At 34.4% G+C, this 16310-nt stretch carries 16 protein-coding genes; 3 read left to right on the top strand and 13 right to left on the bottom strand.

Translation table 11 applies throughout. The annotated features are described in order from the left end of the window. Positions 1–37 precede the first annotated feature (37 nt). The 11 genes from Q0893_RS18940 to Q0893_RS18890 all read right to left on the bottom strand — a co-directional run bounded on the left by Q0893_RS18940 (position 38) and on the right by Q0893_RS18890 (position 11617). Positions 38–943, bottom strand: coding sequence for an alpha/beta hydrolase (locus Q0893_RS18940; protein WP_298904959.1), 906 nt, complete (start codon positions 941–943; stop codon positions 38–40). Further along, on the bottom strand, positions 936–3065 hold the full coding sequence (locus Q0893_RS18935; protein WP_299278738.1) for a prolyl oligopeptidase family serine peptidase: 2130 nt from the start codon (positions 3063–3065) through the stop codon (positions 936–938). Before Q0893_RS18935 ends, Q0893_RS18940 begins: the two co-directional genes overlap by 8 nt. 43 nt (positions 3066–3108) lie before the next feature. After that, a complete protein-coding gene (locus tag Q0893_RS18930; protein ID WP_299278735.1) occupies positions 3109–5043 on the bottom strand; it encodes a serine hydrolase in 1935 nt (644 codons plus the stop codon). A 9-nt stretch (positions 5044–5052) separates the two neighbouring features. Next, a complete protein-coding gene (locus tag Q0893_RS18925; RefSeq protein WP_299278733.1) occupies positions 5053–5805 on the bottom strand; it encodes a hypothetical protein in 753 nt (250 codons plus the stop codon). A 6-nt stretch (positions 5806–5811) separates the two neighbouring features. Beyond that, positions 5812–6387 carry a hypothetical protein gene (locus Q0893_RS18920; protein WP_299278730.1) on the bottom strand — a complete coding sequence of 192 codons (576 nt, stop codon included), beginning with the start codon at positions 6385–6387 and terminating at the stop codon, positions 5812–5814. A 231-nt stretch (positions 6388–6618) separates the two neighbouring features. Beyond that, positions 6619–7488 (bottom strand): LytTR family DNA-binding domain-containing protein, encoded by an 870-nt coding sequence (locus tag Q0893_RS18915; RefSeq protein WP_299278727.1) that lies wholly within the window; start codon positions 7486–7488, stop codon positions 6619–6621. Between the two features lie 4 nt (positions 7489–7492). Next, entirely contained in the window at positions 7493–8245 is a 753-nt protein-coding gene (locus Q0893_RS18910) for a pseudouridine synthase (RefSeq protein WP_298904976.1), read from the bottom strand. 17 nt (positions 8246–8262) lie between these two features. Then, positions 8263–9090: an alpha/beta hydrolase gene (locus tag Q0893_RS18905; protein WP_299278723.1), complete on the bottom strand. Its 828-nt coding sequence runs from the start codon at positions 9088–9090 to the stop codon at positions 8263–8265. After that, positions 9091–9462 carry a cupin domain-containing protein gene (locus Q0893_RS18900; RefSeq protein ID WP_299278720.1) on the bottom strand — a complete coding sequence of 124 codons (372 nt, stop codon included), beginning with the start codon at positions 9460–9462 and terminating at the stop codon, positions 9091–9093. Positions 9463–9474: 12 nt separating this feature from the next. Beyond that, positions 9475–10038, bottom strand: a complete 564-nt coding sequence (locus Q0893_RS18895) for a hypothetical protein (RefSeq protein ID WP_298904985.1) — start codon at positions 10036–10038, stop codon at positions 9475–9477. Between the two features lie 40 nt (positions 10039–10078). Then, entirely contained in the window at positions 10079–11617 is a 1539-nt protein-coding gene (locus tag Q0893_RS18890) for a helicase HerA-like domain-containing protein (RefSeq protein WP_298904988.1), read from the bottom strand. Between the two features lie 56 nt (positions 11618–11673). Between Q0893_RS18890 and Q0893_RS18885 the strand changes: the two genes are divergently transcribed. Together Q0893_RS18885 and Q0893_RS18880 are read left to right on the top strand one after the other, a co-directional pair. Beyond that, entirely contained in the window at positions 11674–12120 is a 447-nt protein-coding gene (locus Q0893_RS18885) for a RidA family protein (RefSeq protein ID WP_298904991.1), read from the top strand. Positions 12121–12149: 29 nt separating this feature from the next. Then, complete coding sequence (locus Q0893_RS18880) at positions 12150–12782, top strand: 7-carboxy-7-deazaguanine synthase QueE (protein ID WP_299278716.1); 633 nt, start codon at positions 12150–12152, stop codon at positions 12780–12782. Positions 12783–12853: 71 nt separating this feature from the next. On the opposite strand, the gene Q0893_RS18875 is transcribed toward Q0893_RS18880, so the two are convergent. After that, entirely contained in the window at positions 12854–13384 is a 531-nt protein-coding gene (locus Q0893_RS18875; protein ID WP_298904997.1) for a DUF2911 domain-containing protein, read from the bottom strand. 250 nt (positions 13385–13634) lie between these two features. On the opposite strand from Q0893_RS18875, the gene asnB reads away from it, so the two are divergent. Next, a complete protein-coding gene (asnB, locus tag Q0893_RS18870; protein ID WP_299278712.1) occupies positions 13635–15299 on the top strand; it encodes an asparagine synthase B in 1665 nt (554 codons plus the stop codon). A 288-nt stretch (positions 15300–15587) separates the two neighbouring features. On the opposite strand, the gene Q0893_RS18865 is transcribed toward asnB, so the two are convergent. After that, positions 15588–16310 (bottom strand): T9SS type A sorting domain-containing protein (locus tag Q0893_RS18865; protein WP_299278709.1); only part of this gene is annotated, 723 nt, incomplete at its 5' end.

The raw sequence follows: 16310 nt of genomic DNA, 5'->3' as shown, positions 1-16310 counted from the left end.
CTTTAAGTTTAGTATTATAAATATTTACCTATCTAAATTACTGATGCAACTGAGTCTTAATCCAATTAATTACGTAAGGAAACACAAGTTCGTGCGTCGTATTGGGTGTAGGTTTTTCCCAACTACCTCCAGTTTTACATTTTTTTAATGAGTGATTGGCATTCTCAAAAATTTTCCACTCGAATGGTCTGTTCCATTGTTTTTTTATCGTTTCTAAATCAATAACCGATTGGTACACTGGGATGTTTTTATCGTGTGAACCAAAAACCCAAAGAGAAGGAATAGTCATTTCCTCAATAAATGGATACGGATCATAACCAGCAGAGTGATGCTTGTCCATTTCCGATTTAATATAGGCTTCACTATTTTTGGTAGGAACTCCATTTGTGTCACCAGTTAGGTCGCTATAGACATTCTCTTCATAGATACTCACTGTAGGGCCAGAATAAACAACACTAAAAGCGAGGTCTTTTTTTAAAATAGAAACCACTATCGGAATAATAAAACCAGCCTGGCTAATACCAGAAACACCTATTTTTTTAGAATCGATTCGATGGTCTAGTTTGATTTTGTCATATGCCGCGATAACATCCATTGCGTAGATAATCATAGAACTACTATAACTTCCAATATATGTGCCATCAGACTTGCCAACACCTCTTTTATCATAAGTTAATACTCCAATACCCTTCGCAGTATATTGTTTTACCATTTCAAGTATGAAACTGTCATTTCTGTCTGTTTTTCCGCTACCGTGAACAGCAATAATAATTGGGATTTTTGTATTCACTTTAAGCGGTAACCATAAGTCACCTCGAAGTGTTGTTGCTCTTGTGGATTTAAATTCTATAGGTTCTTTTTTAGCATTAGGAATTTGTCCGAAGGCAGAAATACCTATTAAAAAATGAAAAGTAAAGCATAGAATTGTTAGTGTTCTAATCATGATTTGATAAGTGTTTAGAGATAAATACAAGCTCTTCGGCTTCGGTGTAATTCCTCTCATCTATGGTTGTACCTTTTCCATGGCCAGCATGTCTTGAAACTTTAAGAAGGATAGGGTTGTTACAATCTTGTTGTTGCTGCGCCGCAGCTACAAATTTATAGCCATGACTTGGTACAGCCGTTTGATCGTTTTCACCTATTTGAATGATAGTAGGAGGTAAGCATGCTATTGTATTGAGATTATGATAAGGTGAGTATTTTAAAATTGTCATCAAATCTTCTTTAATTTCGGGGTTCCCAAATTCATTCATTTTGGTTTTTCCACCAGTGAACAAATGAAATCTGGTAAGGTCTAAAGTGGGTACACTTATAAGTGCAGCGCCATATAAGTCTGGTCGTTGCATAACACTAGCTATTGCAGTACTTCCACTAGCACTAATACCATTTGCTGCAATCATTCCAGAAGATGTGTATTTGTTGTTGATGAGCCATTCGGCTGCAGAATTAAAATCGTCAAAAGCGTTTTGTTTATTCTGTTTAATACCGCCTTTATGCCATGATTCACCATATTCACCACCACCTCTAATATTGGCATAAGCATATATACCACCCATATTTAACCATTGCAGGATTTGTGGAGAATATCCAGGGAAACCAACAGAACCATATGCACCATAGCCAAACAAAAGAACTTTGTTTTTTGAATTGCGTTTAATTCCTTTTTTATAGGTGATGTACATAGGAACTTTGGTGCCGTCTTTACTTTTGTAAAATACCTGTTTTAATTCGTAAGTGTCATTTAAGTTGTCCTTAAAACCTTGATATACCAATTCACTAGTATAAGTTTCGCTGTTGATTTTATAAATTTCAGCAGGGAAAAATGGTCCAAAAATACCAATGAAAGTTTCTGGTGAATCTATATGATCAGGATAGAAAACAATGTAACCGAGTTTAGGCAAATTAATTTTGTTTTTAAAGTTGCCATCAAAACCATAAACATGAAGTTCTTGATGAGCATCTATGATATATTTGATTACAAAGCGATCTCCAACTCTGTTAATCGTATTCATTGGATGCTTAGTTTCTCTAACCGCTGTTTCCCAATATTGAGACGCAGGATTTTTTATGTTTACCTTAATTATTTTTTTATTTGGAGCGTCTAAAGTCGTGCTAAAAAACCAATCTGTTCCTTGTGATGCTTCAAACGTAAATCGAGCTTTTGAATCTCCGAGTAATTTTGTTGCAGGGCTCTTTAAGTTACTTACGTCTTTATAAAAAATGTCATTTCCAGGAGCGTCAGAGTTAACTACTTTAATGATAATATATTGTTTGTCATTACTCAAATACGGAATGAAGTAGTTGTCTGGTTTATCGGGTTGATTAAACACCAAAATGTCATTTTCTGAAGAGGTGTTTAGTTCATGAAACATTATTCGGGCGTTCGACAATGGTGTTGCTAATTCTTTTCCTGCGTCTGGTGCATCAAATCTCAAATAGAAAAAGCCGCTGCTATCGGCATTCCATAGAACATTCCCTGAAGGACCAATAGTTTGTATGCCTTCAATTGTGTCTGTTAAATAGGTATTTGATTCAATGTCTTTAATTTTGATACTGTGCCAAGAGGAGCTGCCTTTATTAGGTAATATGGCAAGGTAGTTACCGTTGTCACTTACATCGTGAAATCCTAAAAATGACTCATTTTCTTTTAGTTCTTTTTCTGGATCAAATATGATGGTTCCTTGATCTTTTAAATCCTTTTTTTTAATTATAATCTCTGCTTTTCGCTCAGGATCCTTTCGTCTGTAGAAAAAATAGCCTCCTTTTTGAAAGACAGGTTCATGCCATGTGAAATTTTGAAACGTATTCATACTCTCGAAAACTTCACCAACGTTTTTTTTGTCTTCTAAAAACTGAGAATTATAGAAACGTTCTTGATCGTCAATCCAGGTTTTTGTGTCTTTGTCGTCTAAATCTTCTAACCATCTGTAATTATCTGTAATTGTTTGATTAAATAAAGTGTCTGTAACAGGTGATGTTTTACTTATTGGAAAATGAATTGACATTTTAGGTTCTTGACAGGACACGATGGTTATTAGACCAAAAATGAGAATTAAATGTTTCATTTTATAATTGTTAGATTTTGCTTTCTCTTAATTTGGCGAATTCTTAATCGTGCTTTTTAAACGCAGAAATTGAGTCCAAATGGATTGAATATAAGTCTACATTGTTATTGTTCATTTCTACTCTAAAATTTTCATGTCTATTACTCGCAAAGTATAGGGTCTTGTTATGGATTTTAGGAGACAAATCACTTCCGCCAGAGTTGAGATCGCCTAAATGTTGGGACTTACTCCATTGATTATTTTTAAAATAACTGATATACAAATCGCCATCATGTGTTATATTTTGATCCCTTCCGCTGGCTTCATAGATAATGAAATCTCCATTTGGAGAAATACAACTTCCCCATTCTCCTCCATTTGTGTTTAAGTTGGAACCCAAGTTGATAGGAGTTTGATATGTGTTATTCTTTAAATAAGAAACCCATATATCTCCAGATCCAAAACCGCCATCACGATAGGATCCAAAATAAAGATTGCCATGTTTATCTAGGGTAGGGCTATATTCAGATTTCTCAGAATTGTAAACTTGTAAGTGTTTGGGAGCACTCCATTTATTATTTTCTTTTTCAACATACCAAATATCTCTATCCTGTTTTTTTGTATGTCCGTTAATTGGACGATTTGAGGAAAAATAGATTCTGTTTCCATCTGGTGTTACAAAGGGAGACGAGTCGGAATATGTTCCAGAGAAACTGACTATTTCAGGTTTAGACCATTTTCCATCAATACTAATAGACTTATAGATTGTGCTTTTTTGGTTATTCGCATAAAAAGAATCCTTTTTAGCAAAATAAAACTCACGATTGCTAGGCATAAGTGTCGCTGAGGTTTCTACATTTTTAGAAAGGACACCTTCTGCAAAGAGGTTTGGAGCGGTTGTTTTATGAACTTGTGGTTGAATATAACGTGTATATAAATCAAAGATGTAATTTCCTTTTTGTAAATCCCAGGCTGTTATAACGACAACCATACTATTGTCGGGATCTACAATAATATATTGTCCTCCCGCACCTCTGGCCAAGTAGATGTTAGTATTGGTTTTAGGATTGCTTCCCATAGCCTCAGGTGTGTTCCACCAAAAATATCCATAGCCAAAGCGATAAAATCTATTATCTCGATGATTTTCAGTGATTGGAGTTTTAGCAGCTCTTTTTACCCAAGATTTGGGTAATACTTGTTTGTCATTCCAACGGCCATTGTTTAGATACAATTGACCTATTTTTAACATGTCTCTTGACTTTAAGAACAATAAAGCTGAACCATTATGTTTTGCACCTCCATTACCTTCCCAAAAGCGATAGGTTTTAATGTTTAAGGGATCAAATAAGTATGTTTTTGCAAAACTATCTATTGACATTTTAGATGCTTCCTGAATAATTCCAGATGTTAAAACTGGGGCTGCATTACTATAATTAAAACGAGTACCAGGTTCGCATTGCATTGGTGAACTCAGTATTGATTTGTACCAATCGCCTTCAGTCGCTAATATTTTTCGCCAAGTGTTGTTGGGAGAATTCCAGGGTGATTCTTGCCATTTTAACCCATGCTGTTGGGTTAAGAGGTCTTCAATCGTCATTTCCTCTTTCCATTTATTAATATTTTCAGGTGCTTTATGCTTAAAGTAGGGAAGTACTTTTTGATTAACATCGTCTATAAAGCCTTCTTGTATGGCGATTCCCATTAACGTGGATATGACGCTTTTTGTAGCCGATTGCATCATATGCAAAGAATCTTCTGTCCAACCGTTAAAGTATTCTTCAAAAATAATGTCATTATTGTGCATGATTAACACACTATGAATAGTACCATAAGTGTTATTCTCGATAGCTTTCAAGCCTGCATTTAGCCTCATCTTATTTTGATCGAGATAACTCAAATTGTCTTCGCTACTTTTGGCAGAATTGCAAGCCATAAGTATTATGACTAATAAGATCATAATCACATTTTTCAAACAATTAGTATTTGATTTAGTTGTCATCCTTTATAATCATTTTAGAGACTCAACATTCCAAATGGTTGTTTGACCATTATCCTGTTCAAACAATACCTTTACAATATATGGTTTTGAATCTGAAAGCCAATATGTTGTCTTGACATTTCCAGCGTTGAGTACTTCTATTTTTTGCGTAGCTATTTTTCCAAGAGCTTTAATATCAAGTGTTTCTTTATGCGCTATTTTAAATGATTTTATATCAAGTCTTGGGTTTTTAGGTAAGCCTTGAACTACCTGTAATGAAAATGTGTTTTTAATATCTTGGTTAAGAATACTTATAAGAGCAAAACCGTCTGAAGACCAAGTGAAACCAGTATCGTCAAGTTCCTTTATGGATAATTTGGTGTTGCTCGTACTACGACTTAAAGCCGTACTAATATAGGTGTTATTAACAACATCTGTATGTTGTATATACTCTGGATTCCATCTAACATCTATAGATAATGGTTCTAAACTGTGCTTTTTTAGGACATCGGTTTTTGTGTATGTGTTATTAGATGTGTCTTGCCAGTGCATAGATCTAATAATACTATCACTATTAACGATGACTTTATCTGTCATGGTGTTAATACCTTTTCTTGTGGTGCCATTACTTTCAATAACTGTCTGAGACCAAACCAAGGTATAGGACTCAATGTGTACATTGGTATCTGACGGTTTTATAAGAGCATTTGTTTGAGCGAAACTTTCGATACTCAAAAAAAGGATGCAAGATATTGAGGTTAAGACAATTTTGAATGTCGTCATGATAAATTAGTCTTCAGTTCTTGTACATTCTATCTTCCATGTTGGATATGTTATTTTTTCGGTTTTATCTACCCATTCACCAATCCATTTATATCCTGTTTTACTCATATCATAAAAGGTTAATCGGAAATAACCTTCCATGCCGTTGGGTGCCTTTTGTTCTTTGTACAAACTAATTTTACCATCTTTTTTATTGCCTTCCCAAACAGGGAATTTTGTTGATGGAGTTTTTGTAGAGAACCAATGTACATACCAGCGACTACTATCTTTAATATATTGTCTGATGCTACCAGAATGTGAACCGTCTGTTTTTAATGTTTCATCTTGAACAGCAGTTCCGTTCATGATATATTTCCATCGCCAAATCATATCTTCGGCATCATTCCATGTACCATCTTGTTTGCGACTGGTAGATTTACAATTGCAAGAGCCTATCATAGCTTCATAATCTTTAATTTGTTCTGGGGCTTCAGGGTTTGGTTGCCCATATGGATGTTTTACCGAGGCGTCATATTCGTACTGCGCATAGGCCGAAGTTGTGAAGAATGCTATTAAAAGTAATAAGTACAATGGGTTTTTCATGGTATGTAGTGTTTGTTGTTAATGTCTTACTGAGCCCTCTCAACATCCTTTTCTTAGTAGAAGTTAGTTAGTCGTGTGAAATAGACTCAGAAAGACTAAATTCAAAAAATCAATTGAACTCAATATGTGAATTGAAAATCAACCTAATCAAAGCAATGAAAAAAGTCTGTGGTTTGTTAAGTAATTGCAGAGAGTTACCTATAATTTGCAGTAAACTAGGTTAACAAAATCCTAATTAAGAAAATCTTTTACTGTTTTTAGGTTACTTTTTGAAACAGGAATTTGTAAGTCGTTTTCTAGAATAAGATTGGGTGACCCCGAAATGTGAAGTTCCTTTGCAAATGACATATTTACAATGGCTTTTCTGTGTACTCTTAAAAAGTTAGTGCTCAGTTTCTCTTCTAGGGCTTTTAGAGAACTACGCATAGTATAAGAACCATTATTTGTAGTATGAACTTTTACACAGTAATCATCGGCCTCTATCCAACTAATATCTTCAACAGGAATAATTTTACGTTTATTACCAATTTTTATATTTAAAACGGTAGCTTTTTCATCTATTGTAGAGTTGAGTTTTTTGAAAAGTCTGGCATTGGTAAGTTTTAATTCTGAAAGCTCCTGAACTACAATTTGCAGCTTTTCATTTTCAAAGTATAGACGCAAAATCATGGCAATTGCAATGTAGCCAAGTGTATAGAGTGTTGCTTTTTGAAAAATAAAGAACGTTAAGTATTCTCCTAATAAGGCCAAACTAAAATTGTCATTTGAGTACAAGAGACGACTAAGGGATATTATAAAAATACATAAGAATACTAAGACGAAAATAACGAGTACATAGTTAACAATTCTAACATTATCCAGTTTCTTGTGAGATTGAGATTTAGAGTAAAAAAATAAAACAATAGACATTAAGCACCATATAACCCAGCTATTTAATTGACTTTTTAGAACATCCCAAAAAGAAACATTCTCTACAATATTGTACTTTGTTACAAAGTAAATTTGTTGAAATGTTTCAAAAATCACGGCAAGTATAAATACCAGAGCAATAATAAAAATACTTAGTTTGAAATTTGATATTTTGCTCATGAGATCTTTCATGACATTATGATTTGTGTTTACTAGATTTGAAAGTTTTATGAGAGTCTTCTAACAATAGACTTAGTTCTTTAAACTCTTCCTCGCTTAATTCACGATATTTACCCAAAGGCATGTCTAACTTGATATTCATAATACGAATACGTTTTAAAGTCTGTACATCGTAAGTTAAATAATCACACATTCTACGTATTTGCCTATTTAAACCTTGAGTAAGCACAATACTAAAGGTGTGCGAATTAATCTTCTTTACTTTACACTTCTTTGTTGTTTTTCCTAATTCGTCGAGATAAATGCCTCCAGACATTCGATTAATAAAGGTTTGAGAAATAGGCTTGTCTACTGTTACAATATATTCTTTTTCGTGATTATTACTAGCACGAAGGATCTTATTTACAATATCACCATCATCTGTTAACAAAATTAAACCCTCACTTGGTTTGTCTAATCGTCCAATAGGGAAAATTCGTTTCGGGTAATTAATATAATCTATAATATTATCCTTTTCAACTCGCGTGTCGGTAGTACAAACAATTCCTACGGGTTTATTAAAAGCCAGATAAACAAAACTGTCTTTAGTGTTTTTTACGAGTTCGCCATCTACTCTAACGTCATCATTGGGTGCAATTTTGGTTCCCATTTCAGGTACAACACCATTAATGGTGACACGACCAGCATCAATAAGTCTGTCTGCTTCGCGACGTGAGCAATAACCAACCTCACTTAGATATTTGTTAATTCGTTTTAACTGATTTGACATGTGCCAAAAATACAAAACTAAGTATTAATAAAATCGAGAATATAATCGTTTACTTCTTCGGCGCGCAAACCATGTCCGTATCCTTTGGTTTTGATAAGTTTTGATTTTTTGTAGAAAGTTTTAAAGTCTTCGGCGTCATTGTACGGAATAATTTTGTCCAATTCGTCGTGAATTATAAGTCCGTCCGCTTTAATATGTTCAGAGAGACGTGCCGCATTAAAGTAATCAGGTTTCTCATTAAAACGTTCCAAAATCAGTTCATTCATAGTTTGGGAGACACGTTCATTATAACTCATCATATTAACGTATCTTCTAAAAACACCAACAAAATTTGAAGGTGCGCCTAGCAGGACTAACTTTTCTACAGATTTCAACTGGTATTTTTGTTGAAAAAAGGCAGTAGCCATTCCTCCAACCGAATGCCCTATAATAATATTAGCCTCAAATTTTTTTGCAACAATATTGATGCATTCGGCATATAAAATGGCGTTGAAAAGTTTTCCTGTAGAATGACCATGAGCAGGAGCATCGAGTGCCACAATATTATAATCTAAAGTCTTCAGTTTTTCTATTAGAGGTTTCCATCTAAAAGAGTTACTTTCCCAACCATGAGCTAATAAGATCGTGTCATTTTTTCCTAGCCACCTATAAGTTCTAATACTTAAGCCAGCGTACTTGACATCTTCTGTAAAAGCGGTGTCGAGAAAGTCTTTTTCTACTTCTTTTAATTTTATTTTTCGAGGTGACGAAAATAGCTTTATTGCCATTTTTCCTGCTGTTCTGGGTGAAATAAAACTAATTAAGTTAATGAAGAAACCGATAATTTTTACGAAAAATGCTTTCATCTAGTCCTCTCTATTTACTAAATTCATGGAAAAAGCGGGTAAGCAAATGGCTATATATTCGCATGATTCGATGAACGGATTTGAATATTGAACTCTGGTATTTTTCTCTATTTTAATAGATTGTCCAGCCTCTAAAATAACAATGTCGCCTTCAATATTAAATTGCTTTTTCCCCTTAATAATGTAGGTGTATTCATCAAATTCTGGTGTTTGAAAAGGTTCACTCCAACCAGCAGGAGCAATCATATGAGCAATACTTAGTTGTGCATCACCATTGGTTGCATTTCCAAAATGTTCTTCAATTAGTTTTCCATCTGTGGTTGGAACAATAAATGGAGACTTTTGAATGATGTATGGTTTTTTACTCAACATAAATTTTTAATACTACCAATGTAGCATAAAGTATTTGATTTTCGCATTATCTGGAATTTGAACCGCTTCAATGTTTAAAGTCATATCAAACCTCAGATTTGCAGGTAACTCTTTTTTATCAATAGTGAAGGATGCGTTAATCTCATTCACAGAAACCACAATAGAACTTATTAAATTATTAATACTAGAAATTTTGTAGTTGTCTTTTATGTCTTTAAACGTACTGAGTGTAGAAATGTTTTTATCTGTCTTAAAATTTTCATTTAAAATCTGAACACTGCTAATAACAGCTGTAGAGTCTAAAGTTTGGCTTGGTGTTAGGATAAGGGATTTTTTTCCTTCAATATAGATCTCTATATCATTGTCATCGCCAGCAAATTCATCGCCTTTTATGGAAGTAACAATAGAGTCTTTAGAAAAAACAATGTCTAAATCTTTAACCATTGTAGAATCTGAAAGTAAACCAATATGTTGTTTACCTATTTGAAAAGGGTCTTGCTTTTTTTCTTTTGTACAGCTTTGAATGCAAAGCGTTACTATAATTAATGCCGAAAAATATTTTAAATGCGTTTTCACGAAATGACTGTTAAATGATGTTTATTAATTTGAAAGGGGTTTATTTGAGCATTTTTGTTAAAATACCAAGAACACTTCTTATTACAGTAGGACTTGTCAAAACTTTAACAATAGGATTTTGTCTAGTGCTTCTACTTCTAGAGCGCGAAGCTTTTCGTTTACTTTCAGCTTTTTTAAGCGCTTCCTGTTCTTTGCGAGCTTTTTCTTTAGCTTCTTCTGCCTCTGCAACTTCAATTTTTTTATTGAGCATTTCGTAGGCACTCTCGCGATCAATTTCCTCGTTATATTTTTTTGCGAGTTTAGAGCTACCAAGAAGGCTTCCTAATTCGGTCTCCGTTAACACATCCATTCTACTCATAGGAGCACGCATCATCGTTGCAGCTAAAGGAGTGGGTTTTCCTTTTTCATTCAATGCAGATACTAAAGCTTCTCCAATTCCAAGTGATGTAAGCACGTCGGCTGTATCATAAAACGCCGTATCTGGATAGTTTTGAGCCGTTAATTTAATTGCTTTTCTATCTTTAGCCGTAAATGCTCTTAGTGCGTGCTGAACTTTTAGGCCTAGCTGACCTAATACCGCCTCAGGAACATCTGTAGGGTTTTGAGTGACAAAATATAGCCCAACGCCCTTACTACGAATTAGTTTTACAATGCTCTCAATTTGATTCAATAAAGCCTTCGAGGCTTCGTTAAAAATTAAATGAGCTTCATCAATAAACATTACTAGTTCTGGTCGACCGCTATCACCTTGCTCTGGAAATGTAGAATATATTTCGGCGAGCAGACTCAACATAAATGTTGAAAACAACTTTGGGCGATCTTGGATATCGGTTAATCGAATTATATTTATATAGCCTCTACCATTCTTATCAATACGCAATAAATCATCAACTTCAAACGAAGTTTCTCCAAAGAAAAGTTCACCACCTTGCTGTTCTATTTCAACTACTTTTCTTAGAATGGCACCAGTAGATGCTGTAGAAATTCTTCCATAAGCCTCTGTGAATTCTTTTTTACCTTCTTGCGTGGCATACTGTAATATCTTTTTGAAATCCTTTAGATCTAATAAGGGTAGTTTGTTGTCATCGCAATATTTGAAAATAACGGCAACAACGCCAGATTGAGCTTCAGTCAAATCTAAAATACGCGATAGTAATACAGGGCCAAATTCACTTACAGTAGCACGTAGTCTAACGCCATCTTGTTCAGAAAGTGTCAAAATTTCTACTGGAAATGATTTAGGGTCAAACGGTATGCCTATTTTTTCATGACGTTCATCAATTTTTGCATGTCCAGGACTAGGCTGCGCTAAGCCACTTAAATCACCTTTAATATCCATTAAAAGTACAGGTACTCCTTGTTCACTTAAATTTTCGGCTAAAACCTGTAATGTTTTTGTTTTCCCTGTTCCAGTAGCTCCAGCAATTAGGCCATGTCTGTTCATCGTCTTTAGCGGTACATTAACATAAGCATTAGTTAATGTTTCTCCATCTAACATTGCAGAACCAAGCGTAATATAGTCACCCTTGTTCGTATTTCCTTCTGTGATTTCTTTTAAAAAATCGTCCGTTCTACTCATATTTCAAAATTTGCATAAAAATAGTGTAATTTTAGTCAAGTTTAAAATGAACTAAAATGAAAAATAGATCTCTTATTATAATTTTAATATTTCTTTTTGGAATGAACTCTTGCAAGGAAAATAAACAAGACGTTATATTTCATAAATCTCATGAGCCTAAAAAACTACAGGCTCCATTTAGCGATGTTGTTGAAACCAATGATTTTTTATTTCTGGCTGGTCAAGTTGGAATGGATCATACTACAAGAACATTGGTTAAAGGTGGTATAGAAGCAGAAACGAAACAATGTATCGAAAACATTAAAGATGTTTTAATGCAACATGGGGCGTCTTTGGATCGCGTTGTGAAATGCACAGTGATATTAAAAGATATTAATGATTTCGCAGCATTCAATAAAGTTTATAAGACCTATTTCCCAAATAAGCCGGCGAGAACAACATTTGCGGCTTCTGGGTTAGCAGTCGATGCTAGTATTGAAATAGATGTTATTGCTGTGAAATAAGTATAACTTTTAAATTATATTTGCAAGCTATGACAAGAAGAGAACGACAAGAACAGATAGATAAAGGGTTGCTACTGCCTTTAATGGAAGAATTTTATACGATTCAAGGTGAGGGATATCACAAAGGAACAGCTGCATATTTCGTGAGAATTGGCGGATGTGATGTTGGATGCCATTGGTGTGACGTTAAAGAAAGTTGGTTGGCTGAGTTACATCCACCTACAGAAGCTGAAAAAATTGTAGAGAATGCGGCAAAATATAGCAATACGATTGTGGTTACTGGTGGAGAGCCATTAACCTGGGATATGGGACCATTAACTGAGCAACTTAAGGCTAAGGGACTGCAAACACATATTGAGACTTCTGGAGCTTATCCATTGTCTGGAACTTGGGATTGGATTTGTTTATCTCCTAAAAAAATGAAGTTACCCACAGAAGAAGTGTATAAAAATGCACATGAACTTAAGTGTATTATTTATAATAAAGACGATTTCCGTTTTGCTGAAGAACAAGCAGCCAAGGTGAATAAAGACTGTATTCTATATTTGCAACCAGAATGGAGTAAACGTGACAAAGTAGTGCCACAAATTGTAGATTATGTTATGGCTAATCCAAAATGGAAAGTATCACTTCAAACACATAAATATTTAAATATACCATAGCAAAAAGCCCTGAAATTTCAGGGCTTTTCCTGTCTAATTACAAAAGCAATTATTTTGAACAGGCTAGTCTCTTATTTACTTAATGGTATTGCAATACGTAACGTATCCCATCCCAAATTCAAGCTACCTTTTGAAAAGGCAATTGAAAATGCTTCTAGTGAATCTTTTCCAGAAGTAACTGGTACTTCTATTCGAGCAACATCTTTTCCTTCGTTATATGAATAGGCGCCCCAAGTATATAAATCGGAATTTAAAATCACAGTCCAATTTTTTTCACCAGGAATTGTGAAAAGCGAATATGTTCCTGCTTTTACCGATTTTCCACCAAAGTTTACATCGCTGTAAAATGTAATCTCAGTTGTTTCATTTGCTCCTGTACGCCAAACTTTTCCATCTGGAGCTAAAGATGCTAATGATCTTCCTTTTAATTGAGGTCTACTATATACAATCTTAGCAATAGGAGGTGCGCTTCGCGATGTTTTATAATAGGCAATGTCTAATGGACTTTTATCAAGGCCAGGAAATTTTTGTGCATTCATGTTAAATGATACGAGCATCATAAATGCCATGAATAATGTTGAAATAGCTGCTGTTTTTTTCATAATATTTAGGTTTTATTGATTGAAACTAAAATTGAATATTGCATGCTGAGTCGGAAAGAATCTTGAGACTTTACGATTATTAAGTTAAAGCTTTCATAAAGTTGTTTGTGCTTAATTTTTAGTTGTAAATTACTGTATTTAGTTATAATATGTAATCATAATTAAGTTTAATGTTTTATAATTATAATCTTGGTCTCATATTTGTACTATCAAATTAAAATAATAATTATAAAATATAAAGATTAAAGTTATGTGTGGAATTGTATGTGCGTTTGATTTAAAACAGAAATCTGAAGACTTAAGACCTCAATTATTAGAAATGGCTCAAACCATTCGTCATAGAGGTCCAGATTGGAGTGGAATTTATAGCAATGAGAAAGCAATATTAGCTCATGAGCGATTAGCAATTGTCGATCCAGCTTCTGGAAAGCAACCTTTGTTAAGTGCTGATAAGAAACTTATATTGGCAGCCAACGGCGAGATATATAATCACAGGGATTTAAGAAAACAATTTGAAGGTAAGTACGAATTTCAAACAGCAAGTGATTGTGAAGTTATTTTAGCACTATATCAAGAAAAAGGCGTTGATTTTATAGATGATATGAATGGAATTTTTGGATTTGCCATTTATGATGCTGAAAAAGATGAATATTTTATTGCTAGAGATCATATGGGAATTATTCCATTATATATTGGCTGGGATCAAAACGGAACATTCTATGTTGCTTCAGAATTAAAGGCTTTAGAAGGTGTATGTACTAAAATTGAGTTATTTCCTCCTGGTCATTATATGTCAAGTAAAGATGGTGAATTTGTACAATGGTATAAGCGCGATTGGACCGATTATGAGGCTGTTAAAGACAATGAAACTGATATTGCAAAAATTAAAGAAGCCCTTGAAGCTGCTGTGCACAGACAATTAATGAGTGATGTTCCTTATGGTGTATTGCTATCTGGTGGCTTGGATTCATCTGTAACTTCTGCAATTGCAAAAAAATATGCACAAATGCGAATTGAAAGTGATGATACCTCTGAAGCATGGTGGCCACAATTGCATAGTTTTTCAGTGGGATTAGAAGGGTCTCCTGATTTAGCCGCAGCGCGTAAAGTAGCCGATCATATTGGGACAGTTCATCATGAAATTAAATTTACCATTCAGGAAGGTTTAGACGCTATTCGAGATGTGATTTATAAATTAGAAACTTATGATATCACAACGATTAGAGCTAGTACTCCTATGTATTTAATGGCAAGGGTAATAAAATCCATGGGAATAAAAATGGTGTTGTCTGGTGAAGGGGCAGATGAGCTTTTTGGAGGATATTTGTACTTTCATAAGGCACCTAATGCGAGGGAATTTCATGAGGAAACCGTTAGAAAGTTGAGTAAACTTCATATGTATGATTGTTTACGAGCCAACAAAAGCTTAGCTGCTTGGGGTATTGAAGGTCGAGTGCCATTTCTCGATAAAGAATTTATGGACGTAGCGATGCGCATCAATCCGAAAGATAAAATGATTAACGGAGAACGCATGGAAAAATGGGTGGTAAGAAAAGCCTTTGAAGATATGTTGCCTGAAAGTGTGGCTTGGAGACAAAAGGAGCAATTTAGTGATGGTGTAGGTTATAGCTGGATTGATACGTTAAAAGATATTGTAGCAATGGAAGTTACCGATGAGCAACTTGCTAATGCTAAGTATAAATTCCCAATTCAAACGCCAACAAATAAAGAAGAATTTTATTATCGTTCTATTTTTGCAGAGCATTTTCCAAGTGATGCCGCCGCTATGTGTGTGCCTCAAGAGGCTAGTGTAGCATGTAGTACACAAATTGCGTTAGAATGGGATGAAGCATTTAAAAACATGAATGATCCATCAGGTAGAGCTGTTGCTAAAGTCCATGAGGATGCATATTAATGAAAACAAAAAAGGAGGCTAAAAGCGCTCCTTTTTTTTGAGTAATACTTCCCTGAATAGTATTACTCTCCATCCCAAATTTTTTATTTCAAATTAGTTTAAACCACTATTAAATGATAAATGGTAATAAGGCTATTAATAGCTACAACGCTTGCTATAGTAAATAGGGTAGTCCATATAATATTATAAAGACTAAATTGTTTTTTATTAGTACTTTTCATGGTGAATTTTATTAAGGGAAGGTTGCCTTTATTACAAGACTTGCCTTCCCTTGGGTTAACAGCGCGATTATCTTTTTACGATTCTCTTTGTAACTGTAATATTATTATTTGAGTCTGTAATGTTTATTAAGTACACCCCGTTTTCGAAACCAGATACATTAATTTGTAAATCATTGTTTAAATCTGATGTATTTTGATAAACACGTCTTCCGGTAATATCATAAACTTCAATTAGCGCATCTATCGATTGATTTGATACGTTTTTAATATTTACAATATCACTAGCAGGATTTGGATAAATACTGAATGAATCTGAACTAAACTCATCTACACTTAATGAATCACAATCTGCTCCTGTTAGGCGTGTTACTGTAATTGCATTATCAGATATATCAGAACAATCCAAGTTATCTAAAGATGAGAGCGGTAAACCTATTTGATCGAGCCCATTATTAGGAACGCCTCTATAAGACCATCCCCAAATTTCGCACACACCAGCACCTGCACCATCTAAGTCTATTGTGTTCGTATTCACTACGTTTAAAATCAAACCAGTATTTGCATCTGTAATGACGTATCTATACGATAGATTTTCTGCACCTGGATTTTCATGTATAACTTCCAATGGATCGGCGATTGCATCGCCAGCACAAATTGAAATTTCAGTATCTCCATTTGAAAGACTAACAGTACCACCATCCGCAGCTTCACGGATTACAGTTACGGCATTATCAGAGATATCCGAACATTCAGCAGCATTAAGATCACTAAGCGGTCCGCCAATAAATGA

The sequence above is a fragment of the uncultured Psychroserpens sp. genome, from assembly GCF_947494225.1.
GTDB lineage: Bacteria > Bacteroidota > Bacteroidia > Flavobacteriales > Flavobacteriaceae > Psychroserpens.
The sequence above is the reverse complement of the archived record's forward strand: the minus strand, read 5'-3'. Positions and strand labels throughout refer to the sequence as shown.